The 15,849-nt window shown below is 50.0% G+C and carries 22 protein-coding genes and 1 pseudogene; 8 read left to right on the top strand and 15 right to left on the bottom strand.

Features of this window, described 5'->3' with window-relative positions:
* Together OOJ59_RS05265 and OOJ59_RS05260 are read right to left on the bottom strand one after the other, a co-directional pair.
* A pseudogene (locus OOJ59_RS05265) lies at window positions 1–171 on the bottom strand (tyrosine-type recombinase/integrase); the annotation flags it as partial.
* An 18-nt stretch (window positions 172–189) separates the two neighbouring features.
* Complete coding sequence (locus OOJ59_RS05260) at window positions 190–564, bottom strand: VOC family protein (RefSeq protein WP_193157068.1); 375 nt, start codon at window positions 562–564, stop codon at window positions 190–192.
* 294 nt (window positions 565–858) lie between these two features.
* On the opposite strand from OOJ59_RS05260, the gene OOJ59_RS05255 reads away from it, so the two are divergent.
* Entirely contained in the window at window positions 859–1,218 is a 360-nt protein-coding gene (locus tag OOJ59_RS05255) for a hypothetical protein (protein WP_160956366.1), read from the top strand.
* Window positions 1,219–1,297: 79 nt separating this feature from the next.
* Window positions 1,298–1,630, top strand: a complete 333-nt coding sequence (locus OOJ59_RS05250) for an EmrE family multidrug efflux SMR transporter (RefSeq protein ID WP_003839058.1) — start codon at window positions 1,298–1,300, stop codon at window positions 1,628–1,630.
* 105 nt (window positions 1,631–1,735) lie between these two features.
* On the opposite strand, the gene ompC is transcribed toward OOJ59_RS05250, so the two are convergent.
* A complete protein-coding gene (ompC, locus tag OOJ59_RS05245) occupies window positions 1,736–2,911 on the bottom strand; it encodes a porin OmpC (RefSeq protein WP_085047996.1) in 1,176 nt (391 codons plus the stop codon).
* Between the two features lie 440 nt (window positions 2,912–3,351).
* On the opposite strand from ompC, the gene OOJ59_RS05240 reads away from it, so the two are divergent.
* The 3 genes from OOJ59_RS05240 (at window position 3,352) to OOJ59_RS05230 (ending at window position 5,999) form a co-directional block, all read left to right on the top strand.
* Entirely contained in the window at window positions 3,352–4,044 is a 693-nt protein-coding gene (locus tag OOJ59_RS05240) for a phosphohydrolase (RefSeq protein WP_160955808.1), read from the top strand.
* Between the two features lie 76 nt (window positions 4,045–4,120).
* Window positions 4,121–5,551: a DNA cytosine methyltransferase gene (locus OOJ59_RS05235; protein WP_160955809.1), complete on the top strand. Its 1,431-nt coding sequence runs from the start codon at window positions 4,121–4,123 to the stop codon at window positions 5,549–5,551.
* On the top strand, window positions 5,532–5,999 hold the full coding sequence (locus OOJ59_RS05230) for a very short patch repair endonuclease (RefSeq protein WP_038641598.1): 468 nt from the start codon (window positions 5,532–5,534) through the stop codon (window positions 5,997–5,999). The genes OOJ59_RS05235 and OOJ59_RS05230 overlap by 20 nt, the downstream gene beginning before the upstream one ends.
* Here the strand turns inward: OOJ59_RS05230 and yedA are convergent.
* Entirely contained in the window at window positions 5,991–6,911 is a 921-nt protein-coding gene (gene yedA / locus OOJ59_RS05225; protein WP_087856013.1) for a drug/metabolite exporter YedA, read from the bottom strand. The two genes, OOJ59_RS05230 and yedA, sit on opposite strands and share 9 nt — an antisense overlap.
* Before the next feature lie 175 nt (window positions 6,912–7,086).
* On the opposite strand from yedA, the gene OOJ59_RS05220 reads away from it, so the two are divergent.
* Window positions 7,087–8,001 carry a DUF808 domain-containing protein gene (locus tag OOJ59_RS05220; RefSeq protein WP_193157171.1) on the top strand — a complete coding sequence of 305 codons (915 nt, stop codon included), beginning with the start codon at window positions 7,087–7,089 and terminating at the stop codon, window positions 7,999–8,001.
* Between the two features lie 77 nt (window positions 8,002–8,078).
* Window positions 8,079–8,261, top strand: a complete 183-nt coding sequence (locus tag OOJ59_RS05215) for a YodC family protein (protein WP_038641592.1) — start codon at window positions 8,079–8,081, stop codon at window positions 8,259–8,261.
* Window positions 8,262–8,466: 205 nt separating this feature from the next.
* Here the strand turns inward: OOJ59_RS05215 and yodD are convergent, their stop codons facing one another.
* Window positions 8,467–8,694, bottom strand: a complete 228-nt coding sequence (gene yodD, locus OOJ59_RS05210) for a YodD family peroxide/acid resistance protein (RefSeq protein WP_032939599.1) — start codon at window positions 8,692–8,694, stop codon at window positions 8,467–8,469.
* 163 nt (window positions 8,695–8,857) lie between these two features.
* Between yodD and dsrB the strand changes: the two genes are divergently transcribed.
* Window positions 8,858–9,046 carry a protein DsrB gene (dsrB, locus tag OOJ59_RS05205; RefSeq protein WP_038641589.1) on the top strand — a complete coding sequence of 63 codons (189 nt, stop codon included), beginning with the start codon at window positions 8,858–8,860 and terminating at the stop codon, window positions 9,044–9,046.
* A gap of 54 nt (window positions 9,047–9,100) precedes the next feature.
* On the opposite strand, the gene rcsA is transcribed toward dsrB, so the two are convergent.
* The 10 genes from rcsA to fliJ form a co-directional block, all read right to left on the bottom strand.
* Entirely contained in the window at window positions 9,101–9,724 is a 624-nt protein-coding gene (gene rcsA / locus OOJ59_RS05200) for a transcriptional regulator RcsA (protein ID WP_038641587.1), read from the bottom strand.
* A gap of 287 nt (window positions 9,725–10,011) precedes the next feature.
* Entirely contained in the window at window positions 10,012–10,797 is a 786-nt protein-coding gene (gene fliR, locus OOJ59_RS05195; protein WP_160955811.1) for a flagellar biosynthetic protein FliR, read from the bottom strand.
* 8 nt (window positions 10,798–10,805) lie between these two features.
* Complete coding sequence (gene fliQ, locus OOJ59_RS05190) at window positions 10,806–11,075, bottom strand: flagellar biosynthesis protein FliQ (RefSeq protein ID WP_032939600.1); 270 nt, start codon at window positions 11,073–11,075, stop codon at window positions 10,806–10,808.
* Between the two features lie 9 nt (window positions 11,076–11,084).
* Window positions 11,085–11,822 carry a flagellar type III secretion system pore protein FliP gene (fliP, locus tag OOJ59_RS05185; RefSeq protein ID WP_038641584.1) on the bottom strand — a complete coding sequence of 246 codons (738 nt, stop codon included), beginning with the start codon at window positions 11,820–11,822 and terminating at the stop codon, window positions 11,085–11,087.
* On the bottom strand, window positions 11,822–12,199 hold the full coding sequence (gene fliO, locus OOJ59_RS05180; RefSeq protein ID WP_137350964.1) for a flagellar biosynthetic protein FliO: 378 nt from the start codon (window positions 12,197–12,199) through the stop codon (window positions 11,822–11,824). The genes fliP and fliO overlap by 1 nt, the downstream gene beginning before the upstream one ends.
* Window positions 12,199–12,612 (bottom strand): flagellar motor switch protein FliN, encoded by a 414-nt coding sequence (gene fliN / locus OOJ59_RS05175; protein ID WP_005127761.1) that lies wholly within the window; start codon window positions 12,610–12,612, stop codon window positions 12,199–12,201. The genes fliO and fliN overlap by 1 nt, the downstream gene beginning before the upstream one ends.
* On the bottom strand, window positions 12,609–13,613 hold the full coding sequence (gene fliM, locus OOJ59_RS05170; protein ID WP_038641580.1) for a flagellar motor switch protein FliM: 1,005 nt from the start codon (window positions 13,611–13,613) through the stop codon (window positions 12,609–12,611). The genes fliN and fliM overlap by 4 nt, the downstream gene beginning before the upstream one ends.
* A 4-nt stretch (window positions 13,614–13,617) precedes the next feature.
* Complete coding sequence (gene fliL, locus OOJ59_RS05165) at window positions 13,618–14,085, bottom strand: flagellar basal body-associated protein FliL (RefSeq protein WP_038641578.1); 468 nt, start codon at window positions 14,083–14,085, stop codon at window positions 13,618–13,620.
* Between the two features lie 104 nt (window positions 14,086–14,189).
* The gene (fliK, locus tag OOJ59_RS05160) at window positions 14,190–15,404 is read right to left on the bottom strand and encodes a flagellar hook length control protein FliK (RefSeq protein ID WP_160955812.1); all 1,215 of its coding nucleotides are present in this window, start codon (window positions 15,402–15,404) and stop codon (window positions 14,190–14,192) included.
* Window positions 15,401–15,844, bottom strand: a complete 444-nt coding sequence (gene fliJ, locus OOJ59_RS05155; protein WP_003030438.1) for a flagellar export protein FliJ — start codon at window positions 15,842–15,844, stop codon at window positions 15,401–15,403. The genes fliK and fliJ overlap by 4 nt, the downstream gene beginning before the upstream one ends.
* Window positions 15,845–15,849: the final 5 nt, after the last annotated feature.

Raw genomic sequence — 15,849 nt, 5'->3', positions numbered from 1 at the left:
CTAGCGGGCAGTTTTATCAACTAGGGCTCGATCTAATGTCGGCGATCTTTTGATTTTTCTATCATAAACCAAAACTTGGCTTTCAGTTTTGTGACCTGAGAATAGTTGTTTGTCCTTTCTCGAGTCATGGTAATCTGATATCCCCTTGGCTTTGATTTCATGAAAGATACATTGCAATATTTATTGAGGTTATGCCCACGACTTGTTTTGGATAACCACCCTATATCCGTCGACGTCAACAAATGTCCTTCCGTTCACATCCCAGTAGGGATTGAATGACGCTGTCATTCTGAAACCAGCATCGTTCATTCTTTCGCAGGCATGCAACCATTCATTTTCATCAGGGTAATAAAGAACGAGTAAATCTTCTTCAGTGTGCAAAGGTTGAACGGGATGGTTTTGGCAAAAGGTGAATTCTATGTGCCAGTCTAAGTCTTCCCGCCCTAACATTATTCCATTGAACCCCTCATGATCGTTGAATTCAGCAATTTTATGTAGCCCCAATCCCTGGCTGTACATCAGAAAAGAGCTTTCGAGATTGTTGACGGGTTTGGCAATACGCATATGAGTAAATATCCGGGGTCTCCAGGGGAAATACCGTTTAACATTGAAATCGCGCTGAGTTTACATGTGATTATCTTTTCATTTGTCCATAAGAGCCTCCGAAATATCATGCTTCACTTTGCTAACGGTCTGCTGCCGACACAGAGTGGTCCGTCAGATTAGGTTTGGTTCTGCGCCGTGAGAGCACCAGTTCAGGTCCCTCACTATTGCCACACCCAGCGTAGCTGTAAAAACAAACAGTGGAAATGATAACTATTTCTATTTAACATTATTTATTTGCGAGTGGATAACACTATGAATAACAAGCTGTTGGGTGTGGCCATTATTGCTGTTTTGTCGGCAGGTTTAGCTTTTAGTTCTCATGCAAGTGAAACAATAAGCAAAACTTGGGTAAGGACGTTGGTGGATGAAAATAACGAATTCAAAGTAGTATATGATATTGATGATAAAGGAAAAGTTATAAATATCAGATTTCCTGATGGCGTCGTTGATGCTGATACTAAGCAAAAACTTACCCGGGAAATGGAAAACTGGGTATTCGAATCTGGCAGTCCACAGACCGATATCAGCTCTGTGGTGACTTTAACATCAACCCCAACGTCCGCGCATAGCAGACCTCGCGGCGCTTCAGACGGTCTTTTTGTACTAAGTTGAAGGAGTTTTGGCTGTGTTCAAACTCACCTGACCCTTTGTGATACGATAATTGTTTTAGATTGTCACATGGGGCCAGATTTTGAATTCATACATTTTCCTTGCCGGGGCCATTGTAGCTGAAGTAATAGGTACAACCCTGATGAAGTTCTCTGACGGATTTACACGTCTATGGCCATCTGTAGCAACCATTGTATGCTACTGCACTGCTTTTTATCTTCTCGCTCAGACGCTGTCGACCATTCCAACGGGTATTGCGTACGCAATTTGGTCAGGTGCTGGAATCGTATTAATCAGCCTTTTGGGCTGGTTGGTAAGTGGGCAAAAGCTTGATTTTCCGGCGATCGCAGGCATGTTCCTTATTTGTGCAGGGGTTCTGGTTATTAATATTTTTTCCAAATCTTCCCCGCATTAATTCTATTGAAAGCGTGTCGCATATCTGGCGCTCTTAGCAGAGCTTATCCCCGTGCGGTGAAAAAAGCCCGCTTCATATGAAGCGGGCTTGCTGTTTGTATCTCAATCAGAACTGGTAGACTAAACCAACGGCAACGATGTCGTCAGTTGCGATACCATTGCTTTCATAGAAGCTATCGTCTTCATCCAGCAGGTTGATTTTGTAATCAACGTAGGTGGACATGTTTTTGTTGAAGTAGTAAGTCATACCTACATCAACATATTTGACCAAATCTTTGTCGGTGTAGCGTGGGGTGCCATTGCTATGGTGATCCCAGCCGCCTAAATCAACGCCTTTAGACTGCAGGAATGCAACGGACGGGCGCAAACCAAAGTCAAACTGGTATTGTGCAACAACTTCGAAGTTTTGCGTTTTGTTAGCAATACCGCCTTCAACTCCATCCCCTTTACCGTATGCGGTCATATTGCGTGTTTCAGCATACATGGCAGCCAGGTACACGTTATTCGCATCATATTTGGCACCCACGGTCCAGGCATCAGCTGTGTCACCACCAGCATAGCGGTTGGCATGGCTACTGTCGCCACGTCCAGCAGCAACCTGATTATTAGTACGGTCAGAGCTGGAGTATGCCGCACCGAGGCTTAAACCGAAGTCGAAGTCATAGGAGGTAGACATACCGAAACCGTCGCCATTTTCACGAGACAGTCTACGTCCATCACCATTACCAGTACCTTCGCCTGAACCACCATCTTCATTATTGCCCTGGTACTGCAGAGCGAAGTTCAGGCCATCAACCTCACCGAAGAAACCTTTATTACGGTAGGTGGCAACGCCGTTTGTACGACCGGTCATATACACGTCGGTCTGGGTGTAGGTATCGCCGCCGAATTCCGGCAGCATATCGGTCCAGGCTTCTACGTCGTAGACAACGCCATAGTTACGACCGTAGTCAAAGGTACCGTTCTGACCAAAACCTAAGCCAGCGAAAGCCAGACGGGTCCATGAATCTGCACCTTCACCTTCGGTGCCGTTGGCCTGGACGTTATATTCCCACTGACCATAACCAGTCAGCATGTCGTTGATCTGGGTTTCGCCTTTAAAGCCCACACGTACATAGGTCTGATCGCCGTCGCTACCCGCATCGTCAGAGAAATAATGCAGACCATCGACTTTGCCGTACAGATCCAGTTTATTGCCGTTCTTATTATAAATTTCAGCGGCATTCGCTGCGCCTGCAGCTAATAAAGCAGGGAGGAGAAGTGCCAGTACTTTTCTTTTCATTATGTATTCCCTTATGATAATAATTAATATGAATATGTAGTACTATCCGAAAGACTACATTTGGATACTATCTATGAAGTTCATTTAATTTAAAATATAACATGTAACAAATGTATTTAAGATATTTCATAATGTTTCTACGGTGTCTTTTTATAAATTAATGTATATGTGTTTAATAATGTTATTTAGATGATAAATTTATTTTTATCAGTTGGTTATGTATTTCTTGTGTTCATTGTTTTCGTGTATTTTATTTTTGTGGGTTATTTGTTGTTTGATTACATATGATTATCTGTTGCTATGGTGATCAAGAAATAATAAATTTTCTGTGATTATATAAAATTGAGAGTGATAATATATTTATATAAATTGAAGCGCTGGCAGTGGTCTGCAATGAAAATTGTTGTTAAGGTGATTTTCTTTCTGCAAAGAGAGACCGCATGGAACGAAAAGATTGGCAGTCAAAATTTGAAGCCTGGCTACAGGATAACCATTCCGGGCAGGATGCTGCCCATGATATCTCTCATTTTCGTCGCGTGTGGAAGACCTCGCAAAAGCTAAGCACGGATGCGACCGTAAATTGGCTGGTGGTTCTTACAGCGTGCTACTTCCATGATCTTGTCAGCTTGCCGAAGAATCATCCGGATCGTCATCGCTCGTCGGTATTGGCGGCGCAGGAAACACGCCGCATTCTGAGGCGCGATTTCCCTGATTTTCCGCAACACTGTATACCTGCCGTATGTCATGCCATTGAGGCGCACAGTTTCAGCGCGAAGATAGCACCGGAAACTATTGAAGCTAAAATTGTGCAGGATTCCGACAGGCTTGAGGCGCTGGGGGCTATCGGTTTAGCACGCGTATTTGCCGTGTCTGGTGCGTTAGGCGTGGCGCTGTTTGACGCGGAAGATCCATTCGCGCGGAAGCGTTGCCTTGACGATAAACAGTACGCGCTCGATCACTTTCAGACCAAATTATTGACGCTGCCGCTGACAATGCAAACTGAACAAGGCCGACATTTAGCGCAGCATAATGCTGACTTTTTACTGACGTATATGGCGAAGCTGAGTGCGGAGTTAAAAGGAGAGTATGCAATGCTGGATCTCGACGCGATTCAACCCTTTAAAGCACGTTAGTCGCCAATACAGCCGCAACGTCAACCGCGCTATTTTATGTTAATCTGTCGGTTATCCATTTCGGCCGGTTAAATGTATGCAGGATAATTTTTCAGTAGCAGGCTCCATGAACCCAATGACAGATGATAACAAGGCCGCCGCACAGGTAATTTTGGCTAAGTTGCTTGAAATTTATGACGTGAAAACCCTGGTTGCTCATCTGAATGGTGTTGGTGAGAACCGCTGGAGTCCGGCCATCTTTAAGCGAGTAGTGGCGAACGAAACATGGTATCGCCTCAGCGACAATGAGCTTGCTCATCTGAATTCCTTGCTGCCGACGCCACCTGCGCATCATCCGCACTATGCCTTTCGATTTATCGATCTGTTTGCCGGCATCGGCGGGATTCGTCGCGGCTTTGAGGCGATTGGCGGGCAGTGCGTGTTTACCAGCGAATGGAACAAGCATGCGGTGCGCACCTACAAAGCGAATAATTATTGCGATCCGCTCCAGCATCACTTTAATGAAGATATTCGCGATGTCACGCTGAGTCATCATGATGGAGTAAGCGACCAGCAGGCGGCGGAACATATTCGCCAACATATTCCTGAACATGACGTACTGCTGGCAGGATTTCCTTGTCAGCCTTTCTCCCTGGCTGGGGTATCAAAGAAAAATGCGTTAGGGCGGGCCCACGGCTTTGCCTGTGATACACAAGGCACACTCTTTTTTGATGTGGTGCGCATTATCGATGCGCGTCGACCAGCAATATTTGTGCTCGAAAACGTTAAAAATCTGAAAAGTCACGACCAGGGTAAAACGTTTCGCATCATTATGCAGACGCTGGATGAGCTGGGTTATGACGTCGCGGATGCGGCAGATAATGGACCTGACGATCCGAAAATAATCGATGGACAACATTTTTTACCTCAGCATCGCGAACGTATTGTGCTCGTCGGATTTCGACGCGATCTGAATCTGAAATCAGACTTCACGCTGCGCAATATTGTCACTCGCTATCCGCCGCGACGTACTACGCTGGCGGAGCTGCTTGAGCCGACCGTCGATGCGAAATATGTGCTGACGCCGGTGTTGTGGAAATATTTATACCGCTATGCGAAAAAGCACCAGGCGCGGGGGAATGGGTTTGGTTATGGCATGGTGTATCCTGGTAATCCCGATAGTGTAACGCGCACATTATCCGCACGCTATTATAAAGACGGCGCCGAGATCCTTGTCGATCGCGGCTGGGATATGGCGCTGGGGGAAAAGGATTTTGACGATCCGTTGAACCAGCAACACCGTCCGCGCCGGCTTACACCACGGGAGTGCGCGCGCCTGATGGGGTTTGAATCACCCCAGGGCTATCAGTTCAGGATCCCGGTGTCGGATACTCAGGCTTATCGCCAGTTTGGTAATTCGGTGGTCGTTCCGGCATTCGCGGCGGTTGCCAGACTGCTGGAGCCGAAAATCATACAGGCGGTTGCTATTCGCGAAAAAGAGAACCTGCATGGCAGACGTTCACGATAAAGCAACGCGCAGTAAAAATATGCGGGCGATCGCCACCCGTGATACCGCCATTGAAAAACGCCTTGCCAGCGTACTGACAGAGCAGGGCGTAACGTTTCGCGTGCAGGATGCGACGTTACCTGGTCGCCCCGATTTTGTAGTGGATGATTACCGTTGTGTGATCTTTACCCATGGCTGTTTCTGGCATCATCACAACTGCTACTTGTTTAAAGTCCCTGCCACGCGAACGGAATTCTGGCTGGAAAAAATAGGTAAAAATGTCCAGCGTGACGCGCGGGATTGTGAAAAATTGCAGACTCTGGGCTGGCGTGTACTGATTGTCTGGGAGTGCGCCCTGCGCGGGCGCGAAAAACTCGGCGATGAGGCGTTATCTGAACGTGTCATCGAGTGGATCTGCGGCGGCGGTGCCACCGCGCAGATCGACACTCAGGGTATTCACTTACTGTAGTGTCTTTTCCGATGGGGTAGCAACGGCATCCGCTTTCATTGGGAATAAGTATTTACCGAGGGTAACCAATACCACCGCAAATACGATCACGCCGAGCGCCAGCCATTCGATGAGCGCCAGACTTTCTCCTCCCAGACCGGTACCTAGCAGTACGGCGACAACCGGATTAACGTAGGCATAGCTGGTGGCTAACGCCGGACTGACGTTGCGAATCAGGTACATATACGCGTTAATGGCAATAATAGAGCCAAACAGGGCCAGGTACGCCACCGCCATAAAGCCTGAAAATGTCGGCATAGTGGTCAGTTTTTCCCCGGAGAGCAACGAGGCGCACATCAGCACAACCCCGGCGGCTAACATTTCAATGGCCCCAGCCATCATGCCAACGGGTAACGTTATGCGTGAGCCGTACACCGAGCCAAACGCCCAACTTATCGAACCGATCAGGATTAATACAGCGCCCCAAGGATTACCACTTAAATTACCGCCGCTGTTCAGCATGATAATTCCAGCCAACCCAATGGCGATTCCCACCCATTCCAGTTTGCGCGTTTTGATACCAAAAAAGTGGCTAAAGCACAGCGTAAACAGCGGAACGGTAGCAACCACCACCGCGGCGATACCGGAAGGCACATTTTGATGTTCTGCGACGGTGACCAGCCCATTACCCACAGCCAGCAGCAGGACGCCAATTAACGCGGCGTTCAGGAGCTGGCGCAGAGGCGGCAGCTTATGCCCGCGAATCAGTAAGAATGCGGTTAACAAAATGCCCGCAGAGAGAAAACGCACGCCAGCCATCATCAACGGCGGCCAGCTTTCCACGCCAATGCGAATAACGAAGTAGGTGGAACCCCAAATGATATACAGCGCGAAGAGCGCACTGAAAAGTGGTAACAATTGCCTGAAACGCATAATCCCTCACGGTGGAAATAAAAAGGTGCAACATAGTAAACGTCAAAACTATCGTGCTGGCGAGATTTATAATTGCATGCCATTGTTAAATATTTGTTGACCAGAAAGGCCAGTTTCCGCATGGCGTGTTTTACTTCATACTTAATACGGCAAAAAAATAATATTGAGGGTTAACATTTTGGCAGGAAGTAGCTTACTGACCTTACTCGATGATATCGCTACCTTACTCGACGATATCTCGGTCATGGGAAAACTGGCCGCGAAAAAAACCGCGGGTGTCTTGGGAGATGACTTATCGCTCAATGCGCAACAGGTGTCGGGCGTGCGGGCGAACCGCGAACTCCCGGTGGTCTGGAGCGTGGCTAAAGGGTCGTTTGTTAACAAAGTTATTCTTGTACCGCTGGCGCTATTGATTAGCGCCTTTATACCTTGGGCGATCACCCCCTTATTAATGGTAGGCGGGGCGTTTCTCTGTTTTGAAGGGGCGGAAAAAGTGCTTCACACCCTGGAAGCGCGTAAACACAAAGAGACCCCGGAAGAGCGCCAGCAGCGTCTGGCATCTCTGGCGGCGCAGGACCCACTGACCTTCGAGAAAGATAAAATCAAAGGTGCGATACGTACCGACTTCATTTTATCCGCTGAGATTGTCGCCATCACCCTCGGTATTGTGGCGGATGCGCCGTTGTTGAATCAGGTGCTGGTGTTATCAGGTATCGCCTTAGTGGTGACCGTGGGCGTGTATGGCCTGGTAGGGATTATCGTTAAGCTGGATGATATCGGCTACTGGCTGGCAGAAAAGCGCAGCCTGCTTGCCCAATCGCTGGGGAAAGGACTACTGGTTGTTGCTCCCTGGCTGATGAAAACACTTTCAGTGGTGGGCACGCTGGCGATGTTTTTAGTAGGGGGGGGGATTGTTGTACATGGCATATCACCGCTGCATCATGCGATAGAACATTTTGCCCAGCAGCAAAGCGCATTGATTGGGCTTATGCTTCCGACCCTGCTTAATCTGGTGCTCGGCTTTATCATTGGTGGAATAGTCGTTCTGCTGGTGAAAACCGTTACCAGACTGCGCGGAGTTTCGCACTAATTGTCGCCGGATTAATTACGCAAAAAGCCTTTTTGTCGTCTAAGGTGTAAAGGTTTCTCTTGATACAGGAGGCAGGTATGGTCTTTTCTGTCAGTGAGGAAGTCACTTCGAAAGAGGGTGGCCCACGCATGATCGTTACCGGGTATGCCAGCGGAATGGTGGAGTGTCGCTGGTACGACGGCTTTGGCGTTAAACGGGAAGCATTCCGTGAAGATGAACTGGTGCCCGGCGAGCAAAGATCGCTCTGCCAGGACACCTGATATTGGGCCTGGCCGTAACCCGGCTAACTCTCAACCATTAGTTATATTTATCATTTTGGTGAGAATTATTTTCTTGTCAGGCAAAAAAATTGCAGATAAGGTTTGTTTTACATCAGATTTCCTGGTGTAACGAATTTTCAAGTGCTTCTTGCATAAGCAAGCTTGATCCCGGCCCGATGAGGGCCGGGATTTTTTTCACCCTCAGTCAGCGATTGATTTCCGACACGCTAAAATCATGGATATCAAGCTCGAACGCATCGGCCAGTTCATGCCATGTATGGTAATCACGCCCGTCGATGCTGACGCGTTCAGGATCGTCCTGACTGCGATGAATTTCACTCTCGCAGATTTCGTTGATTGCCTTCAGCAGCGCGTCTACATCGACGCTGACTTCACGTTTGGCCGTATCGCTGTACTCTTTCGCGGTTTTCATCCTCATACCTCTCAACCGTTAAGGATACCGGGGGAGCGCATCAAAACCTCAGATGCGCACCACTTAAGTATAGACCGTCGAGAAAACCCGCAATCGCATGCGCCGGACGCTGCCACAAAAAGGAATTTGTTCTACACTGGCACAAAGCCACAGGAGGAAAATGATGAAGGTGAATGATCGGGTCACAGTCAAAACGGACGGCGGTCCACGTCGGCCGGGCGTGGTACTGGCAATCGAAGAGTTTAGTGAAGGCACCATGTACCTGGTTTCGCTGGAAGACTACCCGCTCGGTATCTGGTTCTTTAATGAATCAGGTCATCAGGACGGTATCTTTGTGGAAAAAATAGAGTGAGGTAAGTTCTTCTGCATGATTCTGACTGGTGGTTCCGCCACCAGTCAGAACGTTTTAGCGCATATTCACAAAGATACCATTGGTGACGTTATCCGTGAGTCGAACCACGTGATAGATAACTTGCTTATTATGCGTCTTAATCTTTCGTTTTATATTTCCCTTATGGGATGAGACGGTCTTGGCCTTGATATTCATTTGATCTGATATCTGTATTGTTCCCTGTCCCTCCATCCACATGCGTAGCATGCTGGATTCGGTACGGCTTAATGACAATGTCGGCAGATTAACATCGATAGCAATATTGACTTCCTTTTTCAGAATATCGCCAAGAAGTTCGTCCAGTGAATCAGGCTTAATTGATTTAGAACTGATCAATAAATTTTTTCTGACTAAAAGATACTCATCAAAATGCACATTGGCAATCGCCATAAATACAATAAATAATGTACTGGGATGCTGATTAATGATTTGCTTGATTTGCTGACTGTCAGCAGGATCGTGGATAAAACAGTCCTCATTAATAAACACCACAGCGGGTTGCAGAGAAACACAGGCGAGACTGAGTTCACCAACGCTGGAAATATTGTTGATTTCCCTTTTTTTCACCCCCCGACTGACCAGATATCCGGTCAACCCTAGCCGGGTGTAACTGCATAAATCCATAATAATCGTTGACATGGCATACCCTCACTCAATGCGTAACGATAATTCCCCTTACCTGATTATTGCATCACAACTAAACGGAATAATAACGACCCAAGATGACGCTTTCGCTGTTTTCAGGCGAATTTACTATCCCGTAAAGTTGCGTATAATTTGCCAGGAAACATCTTAAAGTAAAGTAAATGTTGCGTTATGTGAGTGAGGCAAAAACAAATAAACCGCGACAGCGATATCCTGGTGGATGTTGTCGGTTTTTAAATTTAGGACAATCCTTAGTAAAACAGGATAAAAATTAAGGGTTATTATTTTCCGGGCATTTCGCTGACGATATCGGCCAACAAATTAAAAATTTCGCTGAACAAGCGCTCGCAGAATGGCGCAATTAATGGCATCAGCGCCGCCATTAATGAAATACCCACGGTCAGGGTGAGAGGAAAGCCAATGACAAAAATCGACAGCTGTGGCGCCATGCGATTTAACAAGCCAAGCGCAAGGTTCAGCGTCAGCAGCAGCGTCATAACCGGTAGGGCCAGCATCAGCCCGTTGAGGAAAATCAGGCTACCCGCCCGCGCCAGCGCGAGAAATGCATTGCTGTTAACCGGATTGCCGCCAATGGGCAAGGTATGAAACGTATCCACCAACAGCGAAATCAGCCACAGATGGCCATTAAAGGTGAGGAATAACAGCATGGCGAGCATGTCGATCAGTCGTGCCAGAACCGGCATATTCAGGCGGCTACCGGGGTCAAAGAATGTCGCAAAGGAAAGCCCCATTTGCAGGCCAATCAGTTCCCCGGCGGTACGAACGGCGGCAAACGCAAACTGCATGGTGAAGCCTAAGGCGATACCGATCAGAATTTGTTGCATGGCCTGCCACAACGCGCCGATGGAAAAGATGGGGACGTCTGCTGGGGGAATAGATGGGGCGATAACGATGGTTATTATCAATCCCAGCCCCAGCTTTACCCGTTTGGGGATAGCGCGTTCGCTGAGGATGGGCGCTGTGGAGATGAGCGCCAGGATGCGCAGCAACGGCCAGAAGTAAAGATTCAGCCACTGCATCCACTCAACGCTGCTCACCTGCAACATAACGTTGTCTACCCGATGATATACGGTAAATTGCTGAACAGCGTACGCACGTAGTCGAGCAACAGGTTAAGCATCCACGGGCCGGCAACAATGATGGCAATAAAAACCGCAACAATTTTGGGAATGAAGGACAGCGTCATTTCGTTAATCTGGGTCGCCGCCTGCAAAATGCTGATGATAAGACCTGTGACGAGGGCCACCAACAGCAAAGGCGCAGCAAGGGCCAGAGCGACTTTCATCGCTTCTGTCCCCATCATCATGACCGATTCAGGTGTCATTTCGCGCCTCTAACTGTAAAAGCTTTGTGCCAGCGAGCCGACAAGCAATTGCCAACCGTCCACCAACACGAACAGCATCAGCTTAAACGGTAACGCGATCGTGGCGGGCGGCACCATCATCATCCCGAGCGCCATCAGCACGCTGGCGATGACCAGATCGATAATCAGAAACGGGATAAAAATGGTAAAGCCTATCTGGAATGCGGTTTTCAGCTCACTGGTGACATAAGCCGGAAGCAAAATTCGCATCGGTACGGCTTCTGGTCCCTGTAAGGGACCGCTGTTTGCCAGACGAGCGAACAACGCCAGATCGGCTTCACGGGTTTGGCGCAGCATAAACTCGCGTAACGGTTGGGCGCCTTTCTCCATGGCTTCCTGCATGGAGATCTTCTCTTCGCTGAACGGCTGATAGGCGTCAACGTAGATTTTATCGATCACTGGCGACATGATGAAAAAGGTTAAAAATAGCGCCAGCCCCAGCAGTACCTGATTAGGGGGCGCAGACGGCGTTCCCAATGCATTTCGCAACAAACCGAAAACGATGATGATGCGGGTGAAGCTGGTCATCATCAATAAAATGGCAGGCAGGAAGGTCAGCGAGGTGATAAACACCAGCGTCTGTACAGGCAATGACCAGCTTTGTCCGCCGCCTGGCAGCGGTTGACTCACCAGGCCCGGGAGCTGGGCGAGGGCGACTGGACTGAAAAGCCATAAGCCTGCCAGCGTGATGGAAAACAAACGGCGCATCAGGATCTCCCGGGACGCTTGAGCAAACTCTTCATCATGGCCTGGAAATCCGCAGGGGAGGCCGGTTTTTCTTCTGCATCGGCAGGTGCCGGGGGCAGGGTGTGCAATAGGTTAATTTGCGAGGCCGTGACGCCCAGCACCAGGCGCGCATCTTCCACCTCAACAATCACCACGCGCTCACGTGGGCCCAGTGAGGTACTTGCCGCAACCTTCAGCCCTCGCGTACCGTTGCTTTTGGGGGCAAAGCCCAGGCGTTTAATGACCCAGGCTGCCGCCAGGATCAACACAATGATCCCCAGCAGCGCGCCGCTTACCTGCACCAGCGGTGAGCCGGGGACGGCGGCTGGCTGAGAAACTGTCGCCTGGGTGTTCATGATCAACGGCTCAGACGGCGCATGCGTTCTGATGGGGTGATAATGTCGGTGATACGCACGCCGTATTTATCCGCGACCACCACCACTTCACCCTGGGCGATCAGATAACCGTTGATCAGGATATCCAGCGGTTCGCCCGCCAGACCATCCAGCGCGACAACGGAACCTTGCGTCAGACGCAGCAGCTCTTTGATGGTCATGCGCGTACGGCCCAGTTCAACGGTCAGTTTGACCGGAATGTCCATGATCAGGTCGATGTCCTGCAAAGCGCCGCTAACGTCGCCGCCGCCTAACTGCTGGAATACCGCATCGGCCGCGCTTTTGGTGGTCGTGGTTTTTTGCTCGTTTAACGCGTCAGCCCACAGATCGTCCAATGCGCCAGTGTTCTCATCGGACGGATTATTCATATCACTCATTTGGGCTGTTCCTCATTCAGCGAATTCAAAATCGGGTTTATCAGATGTTCTACGCGTAACGCATACTGACCGTTCACGGTGCCATACTGGCTGGTCAGTACAGGCACGCCGTCCACATGAGCAATAATGCGGTCGGGTTTTTCAATCGGCAGTACATCGCCGGGTTTCAGCTTTAAAATCTGGGACAGCCGCAGCGGAATGTCGGCAAAGTTTGCCACCAGCTCCAGCTCAGAATGCTGAACCTGACGCACCAGATTATTGCGCCAGTTCTGATCTTCATTACGTGAGTTTTCCAGCGGTGGATTCACCAGCAGCTCGCGCAATGGTTCAATCATGCTGAATGGCAGACAGATGTTAAATTCACCGGTCAGATTGCCAATTTCAACGTGGAACGGGGTGTTCACCACGATGTCGTTAGGCGAGGTGGTGATGTTGGTAAATTTCACCTGCATCTCGGAACGAACGTATTCCACTTCCAGCGGATTGATGGCCTTCCACGCGTCGCTGTAGCTTTCCAGCGCCAGCTTCAGCATGCGGTTGATAACGCGCTGTTCAGTATGCGTAAATTCGCGACCTTCCACTTTCGTCGGAAAGCGTCCATCGCCGCCGAACAGGTTATCAACGGCGATAAATACCAGACTTGGTGAGAACACCACCAGGCCCGTACCGCGCAGCGGCTTGAGGTGGATTAAGTTCAGGTTGGTCGGCACCGGTAAGTTACGCGCAAATTCGTGATACGGCTGGATACGAATCGCCCCCACGGTAATATCCGGGCTACGGCGCAACAGGTTAAATAATCCCATACGGAACTGGCGCGCGAAGCGTTCGTTAATGATCTCCAGCGCCTGTAAACGCTCACGCACCACGCGGCGTTGGGTGTTGGGATCATAAGGTCGAATATCGCTCTCTTTTGCGATACCGGTAATGGGTTCGTCTTTGGTTTCGCTATCGCCATTCAGCAATGCGTCGATTTCAGCCTGAGAAAGAATACTGTCGCCCATGTCTTTACCGCAGAATAAAAGCTGTATAAAGAACGTCGGTGACAACCTGTTTTGGCTGCCCGACAACGAGCGGAGTCGCGAGCGTCTCTTTGATGGCGGTAATCAGCTGTTGTTTACCTTCCTCGGTGGCGAGCGTAGCCGCATTTTGACGAGAAAACAGCAGCAGCAAGCGGCTGCGTACTTCCGGCAAATATTCATTCAGACGCGCACGTGTCGCTTCGTCTTTCATGCGCAACGTGATACCGATATACAGCACACGGTCCGCATCACCCAGATTGACGGTAAAGGTATCCAGCGCAAAGAACACCGGCGCAGGCGGTGGAGCCGGTTCCGCTTTGACGCTGGCGGACGGCTGCTGCTGCATGCGCCAGTAGCTATACCCCGCAGTTGCGCAGGCGGCGAGGGTAATTAATACCAGCAGAGGGATCCAAATAGCGCGTTTACTTTTTTTGTTAATCGCGGAGTCAGTCATCAGATACGGGCTTCCTGTTTCGGTACAGCTTATGGGCTGATTATCCCGTGTCCTGTCCACGACAAAGCGTGGAAAAGACGCGGATAATCATGCTACCTCTGGCGTTAGGCGAAGATGTCTACTGCTCCATCACCGCGGGCAGCGGCTTGCAGCGAGGCTGGCGTTGCCAGGATGGCGTCATCTTCAGCGGCAAAAATATCTTGTCCCTGAGCGCGACCAGCCTGTTGTTGCTGTCCGGAAGACTGCTGCTGTCCGGCAAAGCTCTCACTGCTAATGTTGCTTTGTCCCAACTGGATCCCACTGTCAGCCAACTGCGTACGCAGCATCGGTAACGCGGCTTCCAGCGCGGCGCGCACGTGACTGTGTGGTGATACCATTTGCAACTGTGCGAGGTTGTCATCCAGCTTAATGGAAATGTGCACCTGACCCAGATCCTGCGGATGCAGGCGCAGCTCTGCGCTGTGCTGGCCCTGACGCGTGAATAGTGTGACGTGCTGACTCAGTGATTGCTGCCATTCCTGACTACCCAACGGAGCGCTTAGCACCGGCGCGGCGGTAGGTAACGGCTGAGCATGTGTCTGTGGGCCACTTAACGGAGCCGCCGTCACGCCAATGCTGGTCGGCGAAGGGGCGCTATCAATTTCCGCTCTGGTCGCCGCCGCTACCGTCAGTGGGGTTAGCGTCGGATTGTTTGTCTGATCCAGGCTGCTGCCAGGAGAGGCAATGTCCGTTTTGCCTTTTTTGGCGTCACCGGGCAGCAGTTCGACCGCGTTATCGGTGATAGCGCCATGTGCCGTGTCTCGTGACAACGCCGAAAGCGAGGCATCAACGGGGGCAGGGGTGTTGTCGACGGCAGGTGTCGCCATCGGTTGTCCCGGTAGCATGGCGAACAGCGCGCTCAGGTTAGCGAGATCGTCATCGCTGAGCGTGGTGTTTTTTTCATCCTGCTGAACCGTTTTGCCCAGTGTCGTCAGGGCATTCACTTTCAGCGACGGCGTCAGCGCTGACAACAGTTGCTGAGCATCAGTCATGTCGGCAAGAGAAGCATCGGTTTGCATCTCTTTTTGCGCCAGAAGATCGGTTAACTTGACCGACTGTGTGACATCGCCATTTTTTTGCAGCAACCCTTTTTGCAGTTTACTGCCCGCCGCCTGTAAATCGGCAAGCGTCAATGGCGCGCCTTTACCCTGCGCGTCGCCCGCACCTAATGCGCCAGCCAGCAGCGCTAAAAAATCCTCGCGTGAATCTACCGCTTTGCCTGACTGAAGACCTGCGGCTACGTCGGTGTCGGTGGTAATCAGTTGGGGTAAAGTAATCATTCGGGTTTCCTCATAGCTGCACGCTGAGCAAATTCATCCATTTTTTTCTGATCCAGACGGTTTTCGGCCAGTAACGCCGCCGAGGTTTGTCTGTCCTGCAGAGTTTGCCACGCCTGCAACCGTTGTTTTTTATCGCGCCAACTGTTCAGCGCCTGGTCCACTTTCTGTGTCCATTGATTGAGCTGCTGGCGATGTTGCTCAATCGCTTTTTCCAGGGTCTGAATAAACTGCTGATAGTTAATCCAGCGATTACTGGTAATACCCTGACCCATATCGTTATTCAGATTGTTACGGTACTCATGCTGATAATCGATCAGCATTTTCAACTGTTCTTCCGCCTGCTGACAGCCACGACGCATCTCTCCCAATAAGACAGCAGCGTCATCTACCTCTTTTTCAGCCAGGTCTTTCAGCGTTGCTAATGCACCATGTTGTGCCATGACCT

The sequence above is a fragment of the Citrobacter sp. W9 genome, assembly GCF_026719375.1.
Lineage (GTDB): Bacteria > Pseudomonadota > Gammaproteobacteria > Enterobacterales > Enterobacteriaceae > Citrobacter > Citrobacter werkmanii.
Note: the sequence above shows the minus strand (reverse complement) of the source record. Positions and strands in the feature narration are given on the sequence as shown.

Bases quoted from the DNA above. Each gene is read 5' to 3' on its own strand.
- yodD (WP_032939599.1), bottom strand. From the start codon at position 8,694: ATGAAAACCGCGAAAGAGTACAGCGATACGGCCAAACGTGAAGTCAGC.
- fliQ (WP_032939600.1), bottom strand. From the start codon at position 11,075: ATGACACCTGAATCGGTCATGATGATGGGGACAGAAGCGATGAAAGTC.
- fliK (WP_160955812.1), bottom strand. From the start codon at position 15,404: ATGATTACTTTACCCCAACTGATTACCACCGACACCGACGTAGCCGCA.
- OOJ59_RS05235 (WP_160955809.1), top strand. From the start codon at position 4,121: ATGCAGGATAATTTTTCAGTAGCAGGCTCCATGAACCCAATGACAGAT.
- OOJ59_RS05255 (WP_160956366.1), top strand. From the start codon at position 859: ATGAATAACAAGCTGTTGGGTGTGGCCATTATTGCTGTTTTGTCGGCA.
- fliJ (WP_003030438.1), bottom strand. From the start codon at position 15,844: ATGGCACAACATGGTGCATTAGCAACGCTGAAAGACCTGGCTGAAAAA.
- fliP (WP_038641584.1), bottom strand. From the start codon at position 11,822: ATGCGCCGTTTGTTTTCCATCACGCTGGCAGGCTTATGGCTTTTCAGT.
- OOJ59_RS05230 (WP_038641598.1), top strand. From the start codon at position 5,532: ATGGCAGACGTTCACGATAAAGCAACGCGCAGTAAAAATATGCGGGCG.
- rcsA (WP_038641587.1), bottom strand. From the start codon at position 9,724: ATGTCAACGATTATTATGGATTTATGCAGTTACACCCGGCTAGGGTTG.
- ompC (WP_085047996.1), bottom strand. From the start codon at position 2,911: ATGAAAAGAAAAGTACTGGCACTTCTCCTCCCTGCTTTATTAGCTGCA.
- fliN (WP_005127761.1), bottom strand. From the start codon at position 12,612: ATGAGTGATATGAATAATCCGTCCGATGAGAACACTGGCGCATTGGAC.
- OOJ59_RS05240 (WP_160955808.1), top strand. From the start codon at position 3,352: ATGGAACGAAAAGATTGGCAGTCAAAATTTGAAGCCTGGCTACAGGAT.
- fliR (WP_160955811.1), bottom strand. From the start codon at position 10,797: ATGTTGCAGGTGAGCAGCGTTGAGTGGATGCAGTGGCTGAATCTTTAC.
- OOJ59_RS05260 (WP_193157068.1), bottom strand. From the start codon at position 564: ATGCGTATTGCCAAACCCGTCAACAATCTCGAAAGCTCTTTTCTGATG.
- yedA (WP_087856013.1), bottom strand. From the start codon at position 6,911: ATGCGTTTCAGGCAATTGTTACCACTTTTCAGTGCGCTCTTCGCGCTG.
- fliM (WP_038641580.1), bottom strand. From the start codon at position 13,613: ATGGGCGACAGTATTCTTTCTCAGGCTGAAATCGACGCATTGCTGAAT.
- OOJ59_RS05215 (WP_038641592.1), top strand. From the start codon at position 8,079: ATGGTCTTTTCTGTCAGTGAGGAAGTCACTTCGAAAGAGGGTGGCCCA.
- fliL (WP_038641578.1), bottom strand. From the start codon at position 14,085: ATGACTGACTCCGCGATTAACAAAAAAAGTAAACGCGCTATTTGGATC.
- dsrB (WP_038641589.1), top strand. From the start codon at position 8,858: ATGAAGGTGAATGATCGGGTCACAGTCAAAACGGACGGCGGTCCACGT.